The 21,446-nt window shown below is 45.4% G+C and carries 20 protein-coding genes; 9 read left to right on the top strand and 11 right to left on the bottom strand.

The genetic code is table 11. The annotated features are described in order from the left end of the window. Positions 1-70 precede the first annotated feature (70 nt). Complete coding sequence (gene sbmA / locus AB8599_RS21595) at positions 71-1,078, bottom strand: peptide antibiotic transporter SbmA (protein ID WP_407333787.1); 1,008 nt, start codon at positions 1,076-1,078, stop codon at positions 71-73. Between the two features lie 231 nt (positions 1,079-1,309). After that, complete coding sequence (locus tag AB8599_RS21590) at positions 1,310-2,845, bottom strand: EAL domain-containing protein (RefSeq protein WP_407333786.1); 1,536 nt, start codon at positions 2,843-2,845, stop codon at positions 1,310-1,312. A 213-nt stretch (positions 2,846-3,058) separates the two neighbouring features. Here AB8599_RS21590 and thiD point away from each other — a divergent pair, with 213 nt between their 5' ends. Next, positions 3,059-3,883, top strand: a complete 825-nt coding sequence (gene thiD, locus AB8599_RS21585; protein WP_407333785.1) for a bifunctional hydroxymethylpyrimidine kinase/phosphomethylpyrimidine kinase — start codon at positions 3,059-3,061, stop codon at positions 3,881-3,883. A 165-nt stretch (positions 3,884-4,048) separates the two neighbouring features. Next, positions 4,049-6,295: a putative bifunctional diguanylate cyclase/phosphodiesterase gene (locus AB8599_RS21580; protein ID WP_407333784.1), complete on the top strand. Its 2,247-nt coding sequence runs from the start codon at positions 4,049-4,051 to the stop codon at positions 6,293-6,295. 43 nt (positions 6,296-6,338) lie between these two features. Here AB8599_RS21580 and AB8599_RS21575 read toward each other — a convergent pair whose 3' ends face one another. The 3 genes from AB8599_RS21575 to AB8599_RS21565 are packed head-to-tail and all read right to left on the bottom strand — an operon-like array spanning position 6,339 to position 7,895. Further along, positions 6,339-6,887 carry a YaeQ family protein gene (locus tag AB8599_RS21575; RefSeq protein WP_407333783.1) on the bottom strand — a complete coding sequence of 183 codons (549 nt, stop codon included), beginning with the start codon at positions 6,885-6,887 and terminating at the stop codon, positions 6,339-6,341. A gap of 16 nt (positions 6,888-6,903) precedes the next feature. Beyond that, complete coding sequence (locus AB8599_RS21570) at positions 6,904-7,227, bottom strand: GIY-YIG nuclease family protein (RefSeq protein ID WP_407333782.1); 324 nt, start codon at positions 7,225-7,227, stop codon at positions 6,904-6,906. Positions 7,228-7,265: 38 nt separating this feature from the next. After that, positions 7,266-7,895 carry a YceH family protein gene (locus AB8599_RS21565; protein ID WP_407333781.1) on the bottom strand — a complete coding sequence of 210 codons (630 nt, stop codon included), beginning with the start codon at positions 7,893-7,895 and terminating at the stop codon, positions 7,266-7,268. Between the two features lie 473 nt (positions 7,896-8,368). Here AB8599_RS21565 and AB8599_RS21560 point away from each other — a divergent pair, with 473 nt between their 5' ends. Together AB8599_RS21560 and AB8599_RS21555 are read left to right on the top strand one after the other, a co-directional pair. Next, positions 8,369-8,797 (top strand): polymer-forming cytoskeletal protein, encoded by a 429-nt coding sequence (locus AB8599_RS21560; RefSeq protein WP_407333780.1) that lies wholly within the window; start codon positions 8,369-8,371, stop codon positions 8,795-8,797. 106 nt (positions 8,798-8,903) lie between these two features. Further along, complete coding sequence (locus AB8599_RS21555; RefSeq protein ID WP_407333779.1) at positions 8,904-9,338, top strand: DUF3069 domain-containing protein; 435 nt, start codon at positions 8,904-8,906, stop codon at positions 9,336-9,338. A gap of 163 nt (positions 9,339-9,501) precedes the next feature. On the opposite strand, the gene AB8599_RS21550 is transcribed toward AB8599_RS21555, so the two are convergent. From AB8599_RS21550 to nhaD, 3 genes are all read right to left on the bottom strand, one after another. Further along, positions 9,502-9,780 (bottom strand): peptidylprolyl isomerase, encoded by a 279-nt coding sequence (locus AB8599_RS21550; protein ID WP_407333778.1) that lies wholly within the window; start codon positions 9,778-9,780, stop codon positions 9,502-9,504. A gap of 64 nt (positions 9,781-9,844) precedes the next feature. Further along, positions 9,845-10,303, bottom strand: a complete 459-nt coding sequence (locus AB8599_RS21545) for a dCMP deaminase family protein (RefSeq protein WP_407333777.1) — start codon at positions 10,301-10,303, stop codon at positions 9,845-9,847. 114 nt (positions 10,304-10,417) lie between these two features. Continuing rightward, positions 10,418-11,842, bottom strand: a complete 1,425-nt coding sequence (nhaD, locus tag AB8599_RS21540) for a sodium:proton antiporter NhaD (RefSeq protein ID WP_407333776.1) — start codon at positions 11,840-11,842, stop codon at positions 10,418-10,420. Between the two features lie 751 nt (positions 11,843-12,593). Here nhaD and AB8599_RS21535 point away from each other — a divergent pair. The 4 genes from AB8599_RS21535 (at position 12,594) to AB8599_RS21520 (ending at position 16,073) form a co-directional block, all read left to right on the top strand. Beyond that, complete coding sequence (locus tag AB8599_RS21535; RefSeq protein ID WP_407333775.1) at positions 12,594-13,562, top strand: ABC transporter substrate binding protein; 969 nt, start codon at positions 12,594-12,596, stop codon at positions 13,560-13,562. Between the two features lie 17 nt (positions 13,563-13,579). Then, entirely contained in the window at positions 13,580-14,491 is a 912-nt protein-coding gene (locus AB8599_RS21530; RefSeq protein WP_407333774.1) for an ABC transporter permease, read from the top strand. Further along, positions 14,488-15,282, top strand: coding sequence for an ABC transporter ATP-binding protein (locus tag AB8599_RS21525; RefSeq protein ID WP_407333773.1), 795 nt, complete (start codon positions 14,488-14,490; stop codon positions 15,280-15,282). Before AB8599_RS21530 ends, AB8599_RS21525 begins: the two co-directional genes overlap by 4 nt. Positions 15,283-15,455: 173 nt before the next feature. Beyond that, positions 15,456-16,073 (top strand): LysE family translocator, encoded by a 618-nt coding sequence (locus tag AB8599_RS21520; RefSeq protein WP_407333772.1) that lies wholly within the window; start codon positions 15,456-15,458, stop codon positions 16,071-16,073. Between the two features lie 129 nt (positions 16,074-16,202). Here the strand turns inward: AB8599_RS21520 and viaA are convergent, their stop codons facing one another. The 3 genes from viaA to AB8599_RS21505 all read right to left on the bottom strand — a co-directional run bounded on the left by viaA (position 16,203) and on the right by AB8599_RS21505 (position 20,445). Next, positions 16,203-17,651: an ATPase RavA stimulator ViaA gene (gene viaA, locus AB8599_RS21515; RefSeq protein WP_407333771.1), complete on the bottom strand. Its 1,449-nt coding sequence runs from the start codon at positions 17,649-17,651 to the stop codon at positions 16,203-16,205. Between the two features lie 9 nt (positions 17,652-17,660). Continuing rightward, positions 17,661-19,295, bottom strand: a complete 1,635-nt coding sequence (locus tag AB8599_RS21510; RefSeq protein ID WP_407334448.1) for an AAA family ATPase — start codon at positions 19,293-19,295, stop codon at positions 17,661-17,663. A 271-nt stretch (positions 19,296-19,566) separates the two neighbouring features. Beyond that, positions 19,567-20,445 (bottom strand): sulfurtransferase, encoded by an 879-nt coding sequence (locus AB8599_RS21505; protein WP_407333770.1) that lies wholly within the window; start codon positions 20,443-20,445, stop codon positions 19,567-19,569. Positions 20,446-20,542: 97 nt separating this feature from the next. Between AB8599_RS21505 and AB8599_RS21500 the strand changes: the two genes are divergently transcribed. Then, positions 20,543-21,445 (top strand): lipid A deacylase LpxR family protein, encoded by a 903-nt coding sequence (locus tag AB8599_RS21500; RefSeq protein ID WP_407333769.1) that lies wholly within the window; start codon positions 20,543-20,545, stop codon positions 21,443-21,445. Position 21,446: the final 1 nt, after the last annotated feature.

Here is a 21,446-nt window from a genome sequence, read left to right as displayed (position 1 = left end):
ACAAGTTAAAAAAAAGGCGCACCATCATGAAATTGACGGTGCGCCATGTGTTTATTGATAATTCAGTAGTTTATTGATCGGTCACCGCGGCTTTCTCTGCGGCAATCGCCACTTCGATTTGCACTTCAAAACCTTTAAGGCGTTTGTAAATCGACAACAACTCAACAATGGTGCTCCACGAATGGACCAAGAACTGAAAGGATTCTTCCACCTTGCCGAACGCACGCAGAATCTGCTGCAACACACCCAACGTGATTGCGCCGGAGACGATAGTTGGGCCCATAAAGATATACGGCATAATCACCGTGTACTGAATGTATGACCATTTGGCGACGTCGAAATAAAGGTAGTGACGATAAAGATTGAAGTAGTTTCGACGTACGTTGATAAAAAGTTCTTTGACCGTTTCAGGCTCAGCGCGAGATTCGTGGTCTTCACCGAGCACGAGTTCTTTTCGGTAGGCTGCTTCAACTTTTTGGTTTTTAAACTCTAAACCCGGAAGCTTAATTCCAACGACGGCCAATAGCACAGTACCAAAAATGGCCGACATAAGAGCAAGATACACCAAAGAGTGATCCACCGCCCCAATCCAAGGGAGTTCAGTAACATTCTCGCTCAAAGTCCAAAGAATGGGTAGAAATGCAACTAACGTCATGAGGGAGCGCATAAAACTGACACCCAAGCCTTCAACGATGCGAGCAAAGCGCATCGTGTCTTCTTGAACACGTTGTGACGCACCCTCTATGTGGTGGATCTTGCTCCAGTGAGACATGTAGTAGTTGTTCATCGCGGTGCGCCAGCGAAAGACGTAGTGACGAACAAAGAATTCCAGCGCAACAGCGATAATGATATAGATGGAAACGATGTTGAAAAATTCGATACAACCCGCGAGAAACTCGTCAAACTGAACCGCATTAGGCGTAGCTAGCGCCTTCTGAACAAGGTTATAGAAAGAACCAAACCACTCATTCACTTGAACATCAATTTGAACTTTGTACCAAGTGACGTAAAGGATCAAAGCGGTCCCCAAGATAGACCAGGGTAGCCAACGTCTATCTAGAAAAAAAGATTTAAACATGAAAACATATCCTCAAGATTTTGTTCATACAGCTCTTTGAGTGCTCAATCCAAAAAGAGTTTATTTATACATCCGCGTTGTACTAAGGTGTTTTAAGTCTAGTCACATAAACAGAATTTTACTGAAAGATAACGAATTGATTTTATTGATTAAACTATCAAATGCAAGTAATTTACCGCACTGGTAGTGGCAGGAAAGGACACAGATTAGAGTCAGTCTCTTGGATGGTACTTAAGATATAGAAGCGTTAGTGCTGAAAGGAAAATCATCATCTAATGATTCTTCAGTAAGGCGTTTCTTAAACACATCAAACGGCACTGGGTCACCGAAATAAGAGCCTTGTAGCATTTCAACACCAGCACGAATCAAGTAATCTGCCTGCACTTTGGTTTCAATGCCTTCAGCGACCACATGCAATTTTGACTCTCGAGCAAAGGCTAATATCGAATCCAAAATGGTATTTTTAAACTCTTCTAACCCAATACCATCAACAAACATTCGATCAATTTTGATGGTGTCGATATTCAGAATATGCAAATACGAAAAAGCACCATAACCCGTGCCACAATCATCTAACTTAATCGAAATACCTTTTTCAGTCAGCGTTTCGATACAAATAGCGGCTTTGCTAAGATCACCAAATTTAGTTCGTTCCGTGATTTCAAGCGATAGTAAATGTGGGTCCAATCCATTTTCCGCCATTTTGTCTAGTAGCTTGGCGGCCGTGTCCGTTTTTTCAAGATAACTGGGTGACACATTAACACTGACGAAAAAGGATTTTGGCAATTTCAATGTCTTAATATGATGCAAAACATTGTCTACCAGCTGATCCGTGATTTTATCAATCGAACCATTCTGTTCAGCCAGCGGAATAAAGGTATCTGGAGGTATGTATTCACCATTGCTCGATCGCCAGCGCACCAGCACTTCTGCCCCCACAATACGATAGCCACCATCGACGGGGCGTACTATAGGTTGGTAAAACGGGATCAACGCATTAGATTCAATGGCCTCGTTAAGCAAACCACTCAGCCCTTTCCTGTCTGATTGATTAAGCTCCACACCAATGGCAATCAAAGCACCGATCAAAACGACAAGAATGGAAAACAAGTCAACGAGATGACCAACTAGATACTCCACGCCATCTTTATTAATAAAAAGCTTCACGCCAACGTTATTGCCTAGATCCCCTTCAAATATCTCTCTATACGGCAACGAATTTCGTTCATAAAGTGTAATGTCACGACCATTGACATTAGTGACCATAAACAGGCACTTATCACAATTTGACAAGAAGTTTCTGGGCTGTTGGAAAACAAACCTCAACACCCCCTTCTCATTCTGCATGCGCATTTCTTCAAATTGGCTGTCACGTAAAATAAGGGAGACTTTTTCGAAGGCGATTTGATTTTCCGGTGAAAAATCCATTAAGGCGCGCCCTGCTTTTTCATTGTTGTAAATTGAGCAGGATCGTCCATTTTTCAGGTGCAGATCGACATATTCGATAAAAATATTGCTCGTTTTCACCTGACTCATCAACTCAATATCGTCATTATCACAACGAAAAAGCAATTGGTCAGATAACGTGCGCATTTGTTCGAAGCTTTGTCGATATAGCTCTGTGTATAGCTGCGAAAGAACAGAAACATCTTCTCGTATTTTTTTTTGCACAAGCCAGTTGGAAACCGCAGCTTGCGAAAAGTATGCAAAAAGTATCGATACAAATATTATAGTTAGCGCTTTGCTGTGTTTTTTAAGCCAATCCACTGAGGCTACCGTTTAATCCCTATGCGTTGACTCTAAGAATAGGACAATTGACACAACTGAATATGCAAATAATCGAGACTAACGGATAAGTTTCCCATCTGACAGCCCATTTTTAGGTGATATTTAACCGGCGAGCGTGTGGTAATATCAAATCTGTTTATATGCCTTCATTTTTCACATACATATGCTCAACAAATAAGATGAATAGCGACCATGAGCCATAACCGACATTCTCCACCCATTGTTCTTTCCATTGCCGGATCAGACAGCTCTGCAGGCGCAGGTATTCAAGCTGACCTCAAAACCATTTCTGCAATTGGCGGCTACGCATGTACTGTAATTACGGCAATTACGGCGCAAAATACACAAGGTGTTAAAGATGTGCTCCCGCTTTCACCTACCATCGTTTCAGCGCAGATCGATGCTATTTTTGATGATTTTGATATTGCGGCGGTCAAAATTGGCATGCTAGCGAACATAGACATAGTGAAAGTTGTCGTTGAAAAACTGCTGCACTACCAGCCAAACAATATCATTGTCGACCCTGTTATGCTTTCCACCAGTGGCAAGAGATTACTGTGCGAACAAGCAGTATCCTATTGCAAAGCGCACTTGTACCCTCTGACGACCCTGCTGACTCCCAACCTGCCCGAGTTCGAGGCTCTAACGGGTTACGGCAATGGCGTTGAAGGGCAAGGTACACCCGATAATCACCATGCATTCGAAATAGCCAGAGCGCATTTGGGCTGTGAATGGTTGCTGATAAAGGGTGGACACAGCGTCGACGCTGCACAATCAACCGATAAACTGATCGGACATAACAGCACTCATTGCTTCTCCACGCCACGCATCCAATCACGCAACACACACGGTACGGGTTGCACGCTATCTTCAGCGATTGCCACCTTTCTCGCCAAAGGGGCACCAATGCCAAAAGCGGTAGAGCTTGGAAAAGACTATGTCACGCGTGCAATCGCGGATGCAAGCCAGCTCAAACTAGGTAAAGGCCATGGGCCCTTGCAACATTTTAGGGAGTAAATGAGCAAGATAAAGGTGGTTCATTTTCGTCCCGTCATTATTTGAGTCACTACACAGATAAACATCTTCAAAATAAAGGACTTTTCGGCTATCTACGTTGCGGTTTGACTGTTTTGACATAGACTTATTAATGAGACCATTGACTCCTAATTAAGGTTATGACTTTTGCAAACAGCAATGCGCCATACTGAGCAAGCCTCCGAGCAATCCCCTTACTCTCCTCGCTTATCCTCCTTAGCGGCAATTTCGTTGGTTTGCGTGCTCATATTGATATCAACTTTCACACTATTTAACAGCGCACAAACGCGACAATATGAACTTCAAAATCAAATGCTCAACGTTGAAATAAATCGTGTGCAACGTGCTATTGAAGTCAATCTACAAAAAGAAGCCTACTTTCTAGTTTGGCTGGCCAATACCTTACAAAATAAGGGAAAGGTTGATGACAGTGTGTGGAGACGAACCACAGCGGGCATCCAATCAACGTTTCCGTTTTTCTCCGGCGTGTATTGGCTTGATGCTGAAGACACCGTCCGATGGGCAACGCCAACCGACTTTACCCCTTATCCAAAAAATGCGAATTGGGAATCGTCGAACGCTGCAAAACTCAGTGCCATGCCTGTTCTCTCAAAGCTATCGATTTCTAATGTTCATCCTGCCCCGAACGATAGATTGGCGATTGAAATGCTTCATCCGGTTATATTTAATGGTGAAATCGCAGGTCATCTCGGTGCCAGTTACAACATCAAGATGATGGTTGAAGCCATCGCAACTGAGTTCCTTCGCCCTGGGCAACACTTAGTGCTAAGTGATGAAACCAAACCCTTTATTGGCGAGCTTCCCAATGGTGTTGATGCAATGGTAAACACCGTTGAACTCAATGCCCTCGATGGCCAGTGGCAACTGACTGTTTGGCAGCGCAACGACACAGAACACAGTTACTTTACTCTGCCCATGTTGATTTTCATTGCGGGTATAGTCGTCACGACGTTAGTTGCGATGGCTCTTTATTTACTTGAAGTCAATATCATAGGAAGACGTGCTGAATCGAGCATGGTGTCGATGCTTAAAGAGGAAATCACACAGCGCAGAGAAGCCGAGGCACAGCTCAAATTTACCGCCAATCACGACCCACAAACGCATCTGCCAAACCGCTTTGCCATGGAGCAGTATTTAGATAGAAACCTTCGTTCAGACCACGACATGGTATTGATGTGTGTTTCTCTAGATAAATTCCAAGAAATTAATGACATGTATGGCCATTTGGTCGCGGATCAACTTTTGTTCGGTGCCGCTAAGCGTTTTAAGTCCGTATTGCCGCCACATGCCATCCTTGCTCGGATCACCAATGACCAATTCATGGTTGCCTGTGCCGGCATGTCGCAGTTGGAAGCGGAAATGCAAGCCAACCAGCTGAGAATGTGTCTTGAGGAAGAATTCTACATTGAAGACAACGACATTCTCACGTCATGCGCTATCGGTATCGCTTACCGATACAGCAATGACCTGCGGGCCGATGACATGCTACGCCACGCTGACACCGCAGCCAACAAAGCAAAAGCATTGGGCAGCCGAAAGGTCGTTGCTTACAACCGAACCATGCAAGAGCAACTCAATCAAAAGAAAGAGCTTGAGCGCGCTATTCGACAAGCGATCAATAACGATGAGTTAAAGCTACATTTCCAACCTCAAGTGGATCTCCGAACACGGCAAATTGTCGGTGCTGAAGCCTTAGTGCGTTGGGAATCTAAAAATGGGATTGCAATTAGCCCTGACATCATCATCAAAACCGCTGAAGAAACGGGATTAATGCAGCGGCTTGGCCATTGGGTGGTTGATACCGCACTCAAGGAATTCTCTCGCATGCTAGATGAACGTTGCGCACCAAAATGCATCGCCATCAATGTGTCTGGTCATGAGTTTCAAGATGGGTATCTGGCAGACTACGTCATACGTTCGGTTAATCGCTATGACATTCCTGCCTCACGGGTGCAAATCGAACTCACCGAACAGGTATTTATCGAAAACCTTGAACGCAATCAGCATATTCTGAATAGACTCACAGCGTCTGGTATCAGTCTCGCCATTGATGATTTTGGTACAGGGTATTCTTCCTTGGCCTACCTAAAACACTTCCCAGTCAACACCGTTAAGATAGACCGCGGATTCATCAAAGATCTGCCTCAGTCAAAAGATGACTTGGTCATATGCCAGGCAGTAGTTAGCATGGCGAATCTACTTCAACTGAAAGTGGTGGCGGAGGGAGTGGAAACAATAGATCAGCAAGAATTGCTGAGAAATATTGGCTGTAATTTTGCCCAAGGCCATTTTTACTATGAGCCAATGAGCACAGATGATTTGATGGTGTTGCTCAAAAAACAGAGAGCCGGGCGCCTCTACCCGGCTTCTTAATTGGCTGTCTGATTATTTAGTCGCAAAATGCAAAGCATTCTGGTTATTTTGATGCGGTTTTCCAAATTTCAGGCTGGATTGCCACTACCGTGTCACCAATAGAAAACCATACCTGGCCATCTTCGATCGTCGCTTGAATAGACATAGTTCGAGACAAACTCGCTGCCGCCGCATCCAACACTTCATCCATGACATTAATAATGGTTAAGTTCTTAAATGGATGTAACTTGTTGAGCATTTGTGTTTTCCAAACTCTCGCAGCGTGATCATCATAGGTGAACAACACCACTTCTTTCGCCAAAGAACAGGCTTTCTTCAAGCGCTTTTCATCAGGCAAACCGAGTTCAACCCAAAGTTCAATCTCATCGCTGTAGTTTTTAATCCACAGCTCGGGTTCTGATTCGTCACACAGGCCTTTGGTGAACTGCAAACGCTCATCCGCATATAAGGTCCACGCTAGAAGACGAAGCATCATACGCTTATCCGTTTCGGACGGGTGCTGCGCCAAGGTAACAGCGTGGTCGAGGTAAACCCCTCTCGACATATCTGCTACGTTAATTGACGCTTTATACACCGTTGCTTTAAGTGCCATGGTATTTCCTAGATTATTAAATGCTGTCGTTAAATAAGACCGTGATAAGGTCGCTTTCTTTGCAAAGGCGCTCCTTCTCTCGCTTGGTCAGCCGCTTTATCTTCCACTCAAGCGACATGGCCTTTTGTTTGTCCCCTACTTCGTAAGACCAAGCAAGCGTGAGAGGTTGTTTACCTCTTAAATACTTAGCAGTTTTCGTGCCGTTTTTTTGGTGCTCGTTGAATCGACGCTCTACATCAGTGGTTACCCCACAGTAGAGCGCATTATCTCGAGTGCGGATGAGGTAAACAGACCAAGTAGGCAGAGTGTCCGGCGTTTGATCTGTCAGTGATGATTCCATCAGATTAAATGAGTTCGCTGTTCGCCATCTTTTGGCAGCTATTGAAGCAGTTCATTAACCAGTGCTTTCAACTCCGCCACTTCACGCTCCAACTCATCAACACGAGCAGTAAGTGACGAGTCTACGGCTGCGTCACTAGGGGCAACAAACGTAGTTGTCTCTGGAGTGTCAGACCCGAAAAGATGGGTATAGCGGCTTTCACGTTTACCCGGTTCGCGCGGAAGCTGCGCAACGTACCCTTTTTCAATCAAGCTTACCAGCGCTGATTCAACGTCTTTCATATCAGAGAATTCACACAATCGATTAGTACGAGTGCGCAGCTCACCAGGCGTTTGTGGACCTCGAAGCAAAAGGACACAAATGATGCCCTTCTGCTGATCTGTAAATTGCAGGGTGCCAAATTCTGTATTGCAGAATCGATGTTGATACTTGGTAACTCGGCTTCCAAAGCCTTCCACATCACTGACCATACGTTTGGTTTTCAACTGCTCAACCGTATCCATCACTTCTGCATCAGTGAGCGAATAAACAGGGTCACGATTACTTTTCTGATTCGCCGCTGTGGTTAAGCTATTCAGCGTGAGTGGATAAAGTTCGGGTGTCGTTACTTCTTTCTCAAGTAAGCAACCGATAACACGCGCTTCGTAGGGAGTAAGTTCAATCGCCATGGTAATGCCTCTGAATAAATCCTTATAGCTGCAGGTTATAGCAATCAACCGGGTGGCCATCAATCACTTATGTCGATAAACGCGTAAAAGACACAAACGACTGATAGATCTTTCACCAATCGGCCTTGTAAGCCACTCTTTGTGAGGAATTTATATGAATCCAGCCCCCTTATCTGGGTAAAAGAAAACGCCCTGCACCCAGTGTTTATTTGCGAGATCCCATGTTTTAGCGAGAGAGTATTATTGTGAATGGCGTGAAAGATAAACGTTATCAATCCGCCTAAAGACGTGGCGAAATCGTCACATATACCGAACACACCTCTGTAAGTTTGTCGCAACGATGTGATTTAGCCTCAATGGAGAATATTTTTGTCACGCCGTTTACCAAAATTCATATAAAATCCGACCAATATTCTAATTCAGTAGTAGTCGCATCCCACAAACCGTTGTGGAAGCGATTTAAGGAGATGAAAATGGGGCTTTTTGGTAAAAGCACTGCGTCTATGCCGTCAATGTCATTGGTCGCCAAACAATGCCGAGTTTTTGGCGAGTTTGATTTGGATGGTGATATTCAATTTGACGGACAAGGTGAAGGCACGATCATCCGTGCCCGCAATGTTGTCATCTCCTCAACGGGTCATTTCAAAGGCGACATTTACGCTGAACACCTCACGATTAATGGGTATGTTGAAGGTACATGTGTTGCGCGTGAAGTGAATATTCTCGGCAATGGCAAAATGAAAGGCCGAATCGAAAGTGAACAGCTCACCATCGAAAAAGGTGGCTGCCTGATGGGCGAAAACAAGCTCAAAGATGAGCCGTCACTGAAAGTTGTCAATGAAGAGAGCTCGACAAAGGCTAAGCCATCATCTGAGTCTAAAAAAGCGCAAGCTTCTGCCTAGTAGGCTACATCGTCGACAAACGATGGTCGATTCGGCTATCTTCTGTTGACTTAACCCACAAGCGAGATAGGATGCGCAGTTTTGTGCATTATCGGGAATTTTAAAGATGTCAGAACAAGCTAACCCAACTCTAGAAACTGTAAAACTGGAAGATCTGTCTGCAGAGCTGCAGCAAGTCATTAAATATGAAAAAGTGCCAGTTGAACTGTTCACCATGCTAGCGTCTGTTCATGAAGCATCAGAAGACGTTGTTCGCGAAACGTGGAACACCCTACCAGCAAGTGCACAAAACATTCTTGATAACTTTGAGCAATTCCATGCCCTAGTTAGCCTGAGCCAAAGCTACGCTGGTATTGATTTCTTGACCGAAGCTCAGGACATGAAGTTTGATGACATGACTGACGAGCAAACGCAAGATTACAAAGCTGGCTTGCTAGACAAACTTCTTCACAACTGCGTGAAAGATTTAGCAAAACAGCTTAAGCAAGCGCGCTTGAAACCAGCAATGAAGCGTGAATTCCGCGAAATCTTCACGAAGTAATTCAGCTTTTAAATAAACAGTACGAATTGCATACAAAAAAGAGGTGACGCTGTCACCTCTTTTTCTATCCAACGTCAGCGAATCAGCTAACACCGAATGCTACGTTTAAAAATGCCATGCTTTTAAAAATGCGTTGTTTTAAAAATACCATGTTTTAAAAATACTATGTTCTAAAAAGTACCTTCACAACATGCCAACCAAACTTGGTTTTCACTAAGTGAGGTGTCAGCACCTCACCCGTAAAGCAAATTTTATCAAACTGTGGCACCATTTGGCCTTTGCGAAACTCACCTAAATCGCCCCCTTTTTTGCCGGATGGACATGTTGAGTATTTCTTCGCAAGCGTTTGAAATTTTGCGCCTTTTTTAAGCTGGGCTATGATGTCATCAGCTTGTTCTTTGTGCTTCACCAAAATGTGAAGTGCATGTGCAGTGCTGGCCATAACGCACCCCTATTCTACTGCTGTTTCGATATGGGCGCTGATTATACCGATATCCCGCTCGCTGTCACACGTCGCGTGTTGGTGGAAGCTCGGCTAACGGTAACCAGTTCACTTCAACCCCTGCTTGTTCGAACATCTCAGCGCTGACTTTAATTTTCTCTCCCCATCGCGATAGAAAATCTTCACTTTGCTCTGGGCAAAAAACTTTGGTCATCCCCGTTTGGATTATTTTCGCTGCGCAATTTGGACAGGGAAAATGGGTCACCCATATTTCGCATTCAAACAGGTCACGTTTGGCGAACAAGATAGCGTTCTCTTCGGCATGGAGTGTTTTTAACAGCTTCATTTCACGATCATCAGTATCAGCACTGTCAGAAATCCCATGAGGGTAGCCATTGAAGCCCACTGAAACGATGCGATTGCCCTTGGTAATTACTGCGCCGACTTGCGTTGATGGATCTTTACTCCATGAACCAACAAGTTCCGCCATTTGATAGAAACGTACAGCCCACTTCGAGATCATTGTATTTCCAATATGTTACCCATTCGTGATGGGTCTATTCTGCAAAACTGCTGGCAATAGCTCAACACAAAAAAGCGACCTTATTCGGTCGCTATTTGATTAATTCGCGTATTTCTAGAAATACGCGCTGTTTATCACTAGGTGCGTAAGGATAGAAGCAACATACCCAAGCAAGATGACAGGCGACCATTTCAGGTGGCCGAAGAAGGTATACATACCTCTCGCTTGCCCCATCAACGCAACGCCTGCTGCCGAACCCAGTGACAATAAACTGCCACCCACACCCGCTGTTAAGGTAACCAATAGCCAGTTACCAAGTGACATATCGGGTTGCATGGTGAGCACGGCAAACATGACAGGAATATTATCTACAACGGCAGAAAGCAAGCCTACGATGGTGTTGGCCCAAATTGGATCCCATTGCAGGTACATAACGTTGGATACCAAACTCAAGTAACCAATCAGACTTAAACCACCGACACACATAACAACACCGTAAAAAAACAGTAAGGTATCCCACTCTGCATGGGACACTCTTCTAAATACATCAAACGGAACCACTGACCCCAAACGTTTCAGTGCAGCTTCATCATGCTTGGCTTGCGCCTCTGCTCGTTTTCTTGCCAATGAACGCGGTAGTGTTTTGCGAAGGTAGAAGCCAAAAAATTGTAAATAGGCCAATCCCATCATCATACCGATGACAGGTGGAAAATGAACAAGACCATGGAAACCAACAGCAGTCACAATCGTAAATAGAAACAACACGACAATACGTTTGGCACCGCGCTTTACCTCTACAAACTCCTGCACAACATTTGGCTGCTCTTTCGGAATGAACAGTGACATGATAAATGCAGGCAATACATAATTGACCACTGAAGGAACAAACAAACTACCAAAAGCACTGAACTTAACGATGCCAGCCTGCCATACCATCAAGGTCGTAATGTCGCCAAAGGGGCTAAATGCCCCACCAGCATTAGCAGCGATGACAATGTTGATACATGCAAGGTTAATAAAGCGAGGATTGTCAGCCCCTATTTTCATGACCACAGTACACATAAGAAGCGCCGTGGTTAAATTATCGGCAATAGGGGAAATAAAGAATGAGAGAATGCCGGTAATCCAAAACAACTGACGAAGATCGTAGCCTTTACCAAGGATCCACGATTTTAGCCCATCAAATAATCGCCTCTCTTCCATCGCAGATATGTAGGTCATCGCCACCAACAAAAAGAGCATCAGTTCTGCATATTCCAACAGATTGTGTTCAATGGCGGCCTTGGCAACCTCAATGTCCCCAGATTGGGTATAAGCAAAACCGATAAGAAGCCATATCAGGCCAGCAGCGAGTAGAACTGGCTTGGATTTTCGTAGGTGCAACCGTTCTTCCAACATGACTAACGTGTATGCGGCTGCGAATATGAAAAGAGAAATATAACCCACCGATGAGTGTGTTAAATCAAGATAGTTAGCATCACTGCCAGTGGCGAACACATTGCTAGAAAATAGCAATGTTAACGCGAGTAAAAGCTTCATCCTTGTGCCTCCGAGCGAACCAGAATTATTCCAATGCAGGGGGAAATGACATGCGTACGAGCTCGTATCTCATTCTCATCAGCGCATTATCCCCTTCGGCCAAATCTCAATTTTATTGAAGTGTAGTAATGTCACCTAACGGGTGAGAGCTAAGTGCAGAGACAGGCTATCGCGAAAAATAATATATGCAGAATGAGATAATTGCAGGGTAAATTTCTTGCTTTTTGGCTTGCCCCACAAACCTGCTTATAATTCCGCCAATGACGTAGAGCGTGTTGCTAAATGAGAGCAGGATCTTCCATTTCAAATCCAAAAGGTGATACCAGCCGAAAGACGATTCATGAAAGCGACGCAAAATCAGCCTCGGTTTACAGTGTAAAAATTGCGCTCCTATCATGCAAAGATCAAACTTTTTCATAAAAAGAATACTCATCCTATAATCACGAGCCCTGACAAATTATTCACTATTTTTTAACTTTTTATATATTTATATGCCTACAATTCCATTTGAAACCGGTTAAAAACTCGACATTGCATCTATTTGGGTATAGTTTGACCAATATTGAAATCCTTATTTTATTCATAAGGTTAACGGGAAATATGCATTGCAGCGCATTTCACCACCGTCACTCTTGCTCTTAGATTGCAACTTTAGTGACTGATTTAACGCGAAATTTTGGATATAACAATGGATTAACACGTGACAGCTAGATTGGTGCACCACCAATTGTCACTTATCAGGGAGAACGAGATGAACATTTCCAAACTACTTTTATCGGCTTGCTGTGCCACTTCACTTTTAACTGCACCTCTTGTGGTTTCAGCAGAAACAGCCAAAGTTGCCGTTTCACAAATTGTGGAACACCCTGCGCTTGATGCTACCCGTCAAGGGCTGCTTGATGGCCTCAAAGCGAAAGGTTATGTCGATGGCGAAAACCTGGAGTTCTCTTATCAAACCGCACAAGGCAACCCTGCTATTGCCGTGCAAATCGCTCGTCAGTATGTTGGTGAAAGCCCTGATGTGCTTGTCGGTATCGCAACGCCTTCCGCTCAAGCATTGGTTGCTGCCACCAAATCTATTCCGGTTGTATTCACCGCTGTGACTGACCCAGTTGGCGCGAAGCTAATTAAAGATATGGCGAAACCTAGCGCAAACGTCACCGGTTTGTCTGATCTTTCTCCAGTTGCACAGCATGTGGCTTTGGCAAAAGAGTTACTTCCCAACATGACCACCATTGGTGTGGTGTATAACCCTGGCGAATCAAACGCTGTGGCATTGGTTGAATTGCTGCGTGAAGCCGCAGACAAAGAAGGCCTAACTGTGGTTGAAGGTACGGCTTTGAGAAGTGCTGACGTTCAATCAGCGGCACAAATTGTGGCTTCAAAAGCAGATGTTATCTATGCACCGACGGATAACACAGTGGCAAGCGCTATTGATGGCCTTGTAGGCGCAGCAAACCAAGCCAAAAAGCCCGTCATTGGCGGCGCGACGTCTTACATCCCCAATGGCGCAGTGGCTGCACTTGGTTTTGACTACTACCAAATAGGCGTTCAAACCGCTGACTATGTTGCCGCTCTGCTTGATGGCAAAGAAATCGCAGCATTGCCAGCGAAAGTGGCCGTTGGTTCTGATCTAGTGATCAATCTGAAAGCGGCAGAAAAGCTTGGTATTACCGTACCTCAGGCTCTGCTTGATCGCGCAACGACGATAGAAAAGTAATTAGGTAGGAGTAGTACATGACCTCTATTGCCTTTTTTGGCACGCTGGAAGTAGGTCTGGTTTATGGCCTAGTCGCTCTAGGCGTATATCTTACCTTTCGGGTTCTCGATTTTCCGGATCTGACTGTAGATGGCAGCTTCCCTATGGGAGCTGCTGTTGCAGCCACGCTTATCATTTCCGGAATTGACCCTTGGATCGCGACATTCGCGGCCATTCTGGCTGGTGCAGCAACAGGGCTTATCACGGCGTTTCTTACCGTGAAATGCGGCATTCTGAACCTGCTCGCCAGTATTCTTACCATGATCGCGGCGTTTTCTATCAACATCCGCATCATGGGCCGCCCCAATATTGCACTTCTCGGTGTCGATACGATTCTAACGCCGTTTGAGAATATGGGCATCGACCCAGTCTATGCCCGTCCACTGGTGGTTTTCATTCTTGTTCTCCTCAGTGCCCTGTTCGTCATTCGCTTACTGGCGAGTGACTTCGGCTTGGGTCTGCGAGCGACAGGTGTTAATGCGCGCATGGTAATGGCACAAGGCGGTAGCACTGCTTTTTACACCTATTTTGGTCTCGCCATCTCTAATGGTTTTGTCGGCTTTTCCGGTGCGCTATTTGCGCAAACGAACAGCTTTGCTGATGTCACTTCAGGCGTCGGTACCATTGTTGTTGGCCTCGCCTCTGTCATCTTGGGTCAAACCCTGATCCCAGGGCGCAAAGTGTGGGTGGCAGTTGTGGCAGTTATATTGGGTTCAGTGCTCTACCGTCTTGCTGTTGCTTTCGCCTTAAGCTCTGGCATGTTTGGTTTGAAAGCGTCTGATCTTAATCTGGTGACTGCGTTGTTAGTTGCACTGGCATTGATTGCGCCAAAAGCGCGTCAGCAATACCAAAAAAATAAGAAAATGAAAGACGCTGGGGTGGCGAAATGATTGAACTAAAAGACATTCAAGTCACTTTTAATCCTGGAACTGTGCTGGAAAACCGTGCGCTTCGTAGCGTGTCACTCACCGTCCCTAAAAATCAGTTTCTTACCATTATTGGTTCAAATGGTGCAGGTAAATCGACGTTACTTGGCGCTGTCAGCGGTGAAACACCGATGGTTGGTGGTCACGTCATCATTGATGGTATTGATGTCACTAAGCAACACGTCCACCAGCGTGCCAGTTTAGCGGCTCGCGTTTTTCAGGATCCGTTAGCGGGAACATGTGCGTCTTTAACGATTGAGGAAAATCTCGCGCTTGCATTTAAGCGAGGCGCTTATCGCGGATGGCATAAAGCGCTGACGAAAAGTCGACGCGAGATCTTTAGAGATCGTATTTCCATTCTTGGATTGGGACTCGAAGATCGCCTTGGCGACAGCATCGGTTTACTTTCTGGCGGTCAACGTCAAGCAGTGAGCCTCGTCATGGCAACACTGTCTGACAGTAAGCTGTTGTTGCTTGATGAACACACTGCTGCGCTCGATCCACGCATGGCTGCATTTGTCATCGACTTAACCAAGAAGGTCATCACCGAGTTCGGGTTGACAGCCTTAATGGTTACTCACTCAATGAAAGATGCCCTTGCCTGTGGCGATCGCACTGTCATGCTTCACCAAGGTGAAATCGTGCTTGATGTTGCAGGAAGCAAACGCGCTAACATGGGTGTGCCAGATCTACTGGAAATGTTCAGTAAAGTGCGTGGTGAAGAACTGGCCGATGACAGCTTGCTTCTCAGCTAACAACGACTTGTTTTTTGAACCAGCGAACACCAAAGCGGCTTAGGCCGCTTTTTTCGTTTTACGCATTCTCAATGACGCATTTTTGATAATGGTGTCAATACGCGGCTCAGGACGTGTCTTCGGGCATGCAAAGACGATAGTCTGAATTAAACAAGATTAACAAAGGCATGATGATGGTCAGTCTCGAATTTCTTATAACATCTTTAGTCGTTGTCCTGATACCAGGTACCGGTGTCTTATATACCGTTTCTACTGGTCTACTCTTGGGCTTACGCGCAAGTATCTGGGCGTCAGTAGGATGCACATTTGGTATTATCCCATCACTCATAGCGAGTATCACTGGCCTTGCGATCATTCTCCACACTAGTGCATTGGCTTTTCAAATCGTGAAGTATGCGGGTGTTGCCTACTTATTGTATTTGGCGATCTCTATGTGGCGCGCCAGTGGTGCACTCACAATAGATGAAAGCGCCGAAAAGAAAAGCATGTACAACATTGCCTTAAAAGGCTGCTTGATGAACATTCTTAACCCAAAGCTAACGGTGTTTTTCATGGCATTCTTGCCACAATTTGTTCCCCAAAATGTCGCAGACCCAACCGACCACATGCTGCTTTTGGGCAGCATTTTTATGGCCATGACCTTTTTTGTATTCATCCTATATGGTGCACTGGCGGTAAGTGTTAGGGATATTGTTATCCATTCAAAACGCGTCTCTACATTTCTGCAACGCATTTTTGCGGGTAGCTTTGCGGCACTTGGTCTGAAATTGGCTCTGTCAGATAAGCAGTAATGCCAATCGGATGACGTAAGCGGCCATAAATTTGCACAGGGGAAATCGTAAAGAGCAAGGAAGAGAGGGCAGTAAAAAAGCCCCATGTGCTAATCATGGGGCTTTATCGATTACATTTTGTGTTCGAACTTAGAAGCGCTTCAACAAACGTCCCATCAGTGACGGATGATAATCCCATACATGATCAAACATGCTCATCAGTTTTGGGTTGCCGTATTTAGACAAGTTAACCGCATGAAAGCGATTGTGCTGCTGCTTCAGTGCGCTGACTTGCTTTTGCACTTCTCTAGGCTGCTCAGGTGCTATAAAGTCTGAAATCACAACCAGATCAGCATTACGGTATTTGTCAGTACCCATAAGGTCAATAGAATGCGTCAATACTGGCGCTAGATCCGTCCCACCATGAAAACTGTAAGAGAGAAAATTGAGGGCTTCTTTCAAGCCGCCCTCACCCGTCAATTCATAGCAAATGTGATCAGTAGAGAAAATCATCACGGTGCAATCACGATCTTCTTTCACGGCAATCTGCATCAATGCATAAGCCATGGCTTTGGCGCACTGCTCCGGAAAACCGCTCATCGAGCCAGATGCATCGACACAAATCAAAAAGGGCCCTTTTTCGATCTCAACCTTTTTGCTTTCTGGCTTGAATGCTTTGATCTTGCGAAGCGATCGCTGCATGCCTTGCATACGGTAGGTCAGTAATCGCTTATCGGCGAAATGTTTGTAAAACAGAATTTCGAGTGCTGGTTCCGCCAAATAGATAATTTCATTGGGAACCAACTTTTCCAGATTGTCACTTTGGTGAATACCCACAATGTCGTCTGCGACGTTGTCTGCAGGCTCTTCCACCATTTTCAGCTCTTCAGCAGGCGATCGATGCAGTGAAGGATCATCCACGTCATTGGCCATTCGACCGAGTGTTTGTGCTATCTCTTGTAAATCTTGATTGTCTTTGAGGAAAGCGACAAATTGCTTTAGCAATTCGACATCAGACTGAGTGACCTTTGATGATGCCAAGTCCCACAGTCGGCCCACTTTTTCTAATGTGCCACGCTCTTCAACGTTCTCTAACGTTTTGTAGGTTTCAATCCGCTGATAAAGCTCATTCAGCAATTTATCGGTATGCGCTTCAAGTTCTTTATGCTGTGCGTTTTTAATCGACGCAGCGAGATGCTCATACCATTTATTGCAGAAGTACGACTGAAACATGGGCGTTTCTTGAGAAATGTTTTTTTCCAGCATCCGGCGCGCTTGCAGATAAAATTCAGACTTCCCCTCAAGCTGCTTGATAATGCCTTTGGAATTTTGCGTGAACTCATGCTGCGTGAGCTGAACCGCCTCTTGGTATAGCGCGATCTCCTGCTTGAGTTCTTCCGTAATACAATCGTTACTTAGTCGACGTTTTACAGAATGTCGCCACTTACGAATGTGGCGACGAACCGCTGTTTTCGCTGAAGGGCTGGCCTCGGTCATAAGTAGGAGTTGTGGCTTAGCCATCACCTCAGTGACAGCATGCTCCAACATACCTGTTTCGGCGAGCATCATCCCCAACTGCAAACTTTCTGGACTGATCATCATGCCTCCTTAAGCGAAGTATTCGGCAAGCATTCGAACTCGAAATGCACTCTTATCGAATTTTGTCGTCTGGCGCTGCAACGACTCTTCCGCATCGGTAATGCTGCTTGCGAGAAGCTCTAAAAGCTCAGAATTAGCGAAATGATGCGGTAACGCGGCGTTTAGCTGAACCCGTGCAATACGGATCAGGTGTTTCGCATTCTCAATCTTTTTGATTGCCGCTTCATTTTTGCTCTGCCATTCAGCAAAAGCTTGCTGATCGTTATCATCTACACCCGCAATCGCCACAGGGACAGGGCGATTAGCGATGTCTTTAATCATCAAGCTGTGTTCACCATCTACATCAAATTTTAGCATACACAGATTTGGGTTTTTATTTACGTACCCGTAAACGTCACAAGGACCGTTCTTAATCTTCTTCTCAAACTCTGTCGCGTCAACATACACCCACCGACTGTCCCCCTTCTCTTTCTCAGAGACTGAAGGGTTACTGTCCAACATCACCAGTTTGATTAAATCATTGGCCGTATTGACGGAATAACGACGCGCTTTACTCAGGTCAACTTTGTATTTCTCTTTGCGCATGGAGAGTTCTGTGTCGACCGCATGACCAATCGTTTCGACGATTTCTTCAGCCAATATTTTCACGTCTTCACTCGCTTCCATTGCTATCGCCAACGATTCCTGTTGGTTTAAACAGATTTGTTCGGCGAACTGACGCATCACTTTGCCGACAACAATACGAGATTCGGGGCTATGCCATAAGCACTCCTGCAGCAGCAATAGATCAACAGGATTAACATCCTTACGCCCATTAAAGAACGCACTGGCTTTGAGCAAGCGCACGGCCTTTTTCCAGCGTCTGTCAGAAATATAGAGCTCTTCTACAGGGAAGGAATGGGTGGCATCCTCAGCTTCTGTTTCCAGCAACATTTTCAATGCGTAGATTTTTTCGAATACGTCATCAGAAAGTGAAATCTGATCGATTTGACGCTGCCATTGCATGTATTCATGCGCTTTGATGGAGATGTCCGCCCCAATCTCAATAGCCGCCTCGCCAGTGTCGCCGGTCAAAAGGCGTTTGAAATTGCTTTTCTCTTGAATTCGGTTGACAAAAATACGCACCAGCATGCGATCGTATAGCGCATCAAGGCCACTATCGGGTTCTGGCAGTTCATTCGATGCGGTAACGAGTAAACGCATAGGGACAGGTAGCACTTCGCTACCATTTCTAAACACCCTTTCATTTACAACGGTCAATAAGGTGTTCAAGATCGCTGGGCCGGCTTTCCAGATCTCATCCAGAAACACCACGTCTGCCGATGGCAAATAGCCTTCCGTTAAGCGGACATACTTCCCGTTGTCTTTTAGCTCTTGAATCGAAAGCGGCCCAAACACTTCTTCCGGCGTGGAGAAGCGGGTCATCAGGTACTCAAAGAAAGTGCTGTCATCAAAGGCTTGAATCAACCTTTTAGCGATGTAGCTTTTGGCTATTCCCGGCGGGCCTAGCAAAAAGACACTTTCACCACTTAGCGCAGCGAGCAGACACAGACGAATGGTGTTCTCTCGTTCATAAACGCCACTCGATAACGCTTGAACAAGCTTTTGAATTCGCTCAGGGAGTAAAACATTGTTTGTTGTCATCGCGATTTGATTCGTCAAGTTGCTGCTCCATTTTGATTAATCAACAACATGAGTCCAGTCATAACATATTGTTAATGCATTGTAACCATTAATACTTGCTTACAAACTGTATACCACTTCATCTTTGATCTAATCCACCCTAAAAACTAAGTTTTCAGTTTTGTAGCACAAGAAATTGCCAATTTTTCTTGCTGCTTCTTGCATGAATGCAAACAAAAAAACCTCCTGATTAGGAGGTTTTAAATACGGTTAACACGCACTAAGCAAATATCTAGTGGCTATCTGACACAATCGGAAGCGATGCATCACTGCCCCATTCCGTCCATGAACCGTCATAAACAATCACGGGCACATTTAACGCGAATTCACTCGCTAAAGTCAGTATGCATGCCGTCACACCAGAACCACAGGATGATACGTTAGGTAAGTCTGAAGAAAGCACCGAATTCAAGATCGTTTGTAGCTGCGCCTTGTTTTTGTATTTGCCATTTTCAAGTAACGCACCAAATGGCAGATTCTTTGCGTTAGGCATATGACCACTTCGAACACCAGCTCTAGGCTCGGTCACACGCCCACTAAAGCGATCGCTTGGTCGAACATCAATGACATTGAGCGACGACGACTCAATACCCGCCAGAAGCGCTGTTTTGTCTATCACACGTTCGGGTTGAAAGTTGGCTTTGTAAACGGTTGATTCTGGCACCGCCGGTGCTTTCGTGTCGAGTGAACCGCCAATTGATTCCCAAGCAGGAAGCCCACCATCAAGCACCGCCACTGACTGATGCCCCATGATTTTAAACATCCACCACACACGTGGCGCAGAGAAGATCCCTGCACTGTCATACACCACTAACGCATCAGTGTTTTTGATGCCGAGCTCGCTCACGCATGCCTCAAAGTGAGCTGGCGTTGGCAATGTGTGAGGAACTGACGAACTTTTATCGACGATTTTTTTATCAAAATCGAAGTAAACCGCGCCAGGAATACGCTTTGTTGCCCATTCTTGCTCTCCGTTTCTCGGACTGCCCGGCATAAAGGTACTGGCATCTATCACTCTAAGGTTCGGTGCGCCTAGGTTATTCCGCAACCACTCGGCATTAATGAGTACATCATTTATCTGTAGCAAATCACTCTCCTTGGAAACCAGCATCGTCAGAATACGCTGAATGATATAGCATAAGAGGTAAAACGAGTATAAGTCGCTAAATTGACGGTATTACTTCCGCCAACACGACAATAAGGATTTTATGTTATCACGCCGAATTTTAGGTGCTGCGATCGTAGCAGCCCCTTTGCTTAGCTTTTCAGTTCATGCGGCCAGCATTTCTTTAACTTTTGATAACGATGGCGCACTGGGCACGGACAGAGACTACACCAGTGGCCTCGGACTGCGTTGGTCATCAGATCCGGCAACAATCGGCTATAGTGTCGAAATCGCGTCCCAGATGTGGACGCCAACGGACATTGAGTTCAAAACGCCACAACCAAATGAACGTCCATACGCTGGTTTACTCTATGCGCAAGGTCGGGCGTATCACCAAACTGACAGGACGGCCTACAAAAGCAGCTTGATGCTAGGCACTGTTGGCCCTAGCTCTGCAGCAGACTCCGCTCAATCATTTGTGCACAAAACAGTCGGCTCGACCGACCCTCAAGGTTGGGAGTACCAAATTGAAGACGAATTCGTCTATCAAGTCGCCGTTGAAGCACACCAATTGGTTTCGCGCAGCCATATTGGTGAATTCAGTGTGTTTGGCCGAGGTCAAGGCGGTAACTTTCAAAGCGAGGTTGCAGTGGGTGGCACCTATCGCATCGGTTTGGACCTTGGGAATACTTTTGGATCGACCTCTGTCATCGCACAAAACGCAGTAGATATCGGCATGCTGAGCCACAGTAACAATGGCTTTTTCTTCTTCACAACGGTTGAGGCTCGCTATCGCTTTAGCGATATCACCATTGAAGGTGATAAGCCGCCAGAAAATGATGAATTGAGTATTGAGACCAATCAGGCTGCTATCTCGGGCGGTTTTTCTTGGTATTCGCAACAATGGGGAGCAGTGGCTTCTGTGACTGGATATAGCAAGCAGTTTGAGACATCGCGTCTTGATGTGCATGGCTATGGTAGCTTTACGCTTTTCTATCGCTACTAGT

The sequence above is a fragment of the Enterovibrio litoreus genome (genome assembly GCF_045679545.1).
Classification (GTDB): domain Bacteria; phylum Pseudomonadota; class Gammaproteobacteria; order Enterobacterales; family Vibrionaceae; genus Enterovibrio.
The sequence above is the reverse complement of the archived record's forward strand: the minus strand, read 5'-3'. Positions and strand labels throughout refer to the sequence as shown.

Bases quoted from the DNA above. Each gene is read 5' to 3' on its own strand.
- sbmA (WP_407333787.1), bottom strand. From the start codon at position 1,078: ATGTTTAAATCTTTTTTTCTAGATAGACGTTGGCTACCCTGGTCTATC.
- thiD (WP_407333785.1), top strand. From the start codon at position 3,059: ATGAGCCATAACCGACATTCTCCACCCATTGTTCTTTCCATTGCCGGA.
- AB8599_RS21575 (WP_407333783.1), bottom strand. From the start codon at position 6,887: ATGGCACTTAAAGCAACGGTGTATAAAGCGTCAATTAACGTAGCAGAT.
- AB8599_RS21570 (WP_407333782.1), bottom strand. From the start codon at position 7,227: ATGGAATCATCACTGACAGATCAAACGCCGGACACTCTGCCTACTTGG.
- AB8599_RS21565 (WP_407333781.1), bottom strand. From the start codon at position 7,895: ATGGCGATTGAACTTACTCCCTACGAAGCGCGTGTTATCGGTTGCTTA.
- AB8599_RS21560 (WP_407333780.1), top strand. From the start codon at position 8,369: ATGGGGCTTTTTGGTAAAAGCACTGCGTCTATGCCGTCAATGTCATTG.
- AB8599_RS21555 (WP_407333779.1), top strand. From the start codon at position 8,904: ATGTCAGAACAAGCTAACCCAACTCTAGAAACTGTAAAACTGGAAGAT.
- AB8599_RS21550 (WP_407333778.1), bottom strand. From the start codon at position 9,780: ATGGCCAGCACTGCACATGCACTTCACATTTTGGTGAAGCACAAAGAA.
- AB8599_RS21545 (WP_407333777.1), bottom strand. From the start codon at position 10,303: ATGATCTCGAAGTGGGCTGTACGTTTCTATCAAATGGCGGAACTTGTT.
- nhaD (WP_407333776.1), bottom strand. From the start codon at position 11,842: ATGAAGCTTTTACTCGCGTTAACATTGCTATTTTCTAGCAATGTGTTC.
- AB8599_RS21535 (WP_407333775.1), top strand. From the start codon at position 12,594: ATGAACATTTCCAAACTACTTTTATCGGCTTGCTGTGCCACTTCACTT.
- AB8599_RS21530 (WP_407333774.1), top strand. From the start codon at position 13,580: ATGACCTCTATTGCCTTTTTTGGCACGCTGGAAGTAGGTCTGGTTTAT.
- AB8599_RS21525 (WP_407333773.1), top strand. From the start codon at position 14,488: ATGATTGAACTAAAAGACATTCAAGTCACTTTTAATCCTGGAACTGTG.
- AB8599_RS21520 (WP_407333772.1), top strand. From the start codon at position 15,456: ATGGTCAGTCTCGAATTTCTTATAACATCTTTAGTCGTTGTCCTGATA.
- viaA (WP_407333771.1), bottom strand. From the start codon at position 17,651: ATGATCAGTCCAGAAAGTTTGCAGTTGGGGATGATGCTCGCCGAAACA.
- AB8599_RS21510 (WP_407334448.1), bottom strand. From the start codon at position 19,295: ATGACAACAAACAATGTTTTACTCCCTGAGCGAATTCAAAAGCTTGTT.
- AB8599_RS21505 (WP_407333770.1), bottom strand. From the start codon at position 20,445: ATGCTGGTTTCCAAGGAGAGTGATTTGCTACAGATAAATGATGTACTC.
- AB8599_RS21500 (WP_407333769.1), top strand. From the start codon at position 20,543: ATGTTATCACGCCGAATTTTAGGTGCTGCGATCGTAGCAGCCCCTTTG.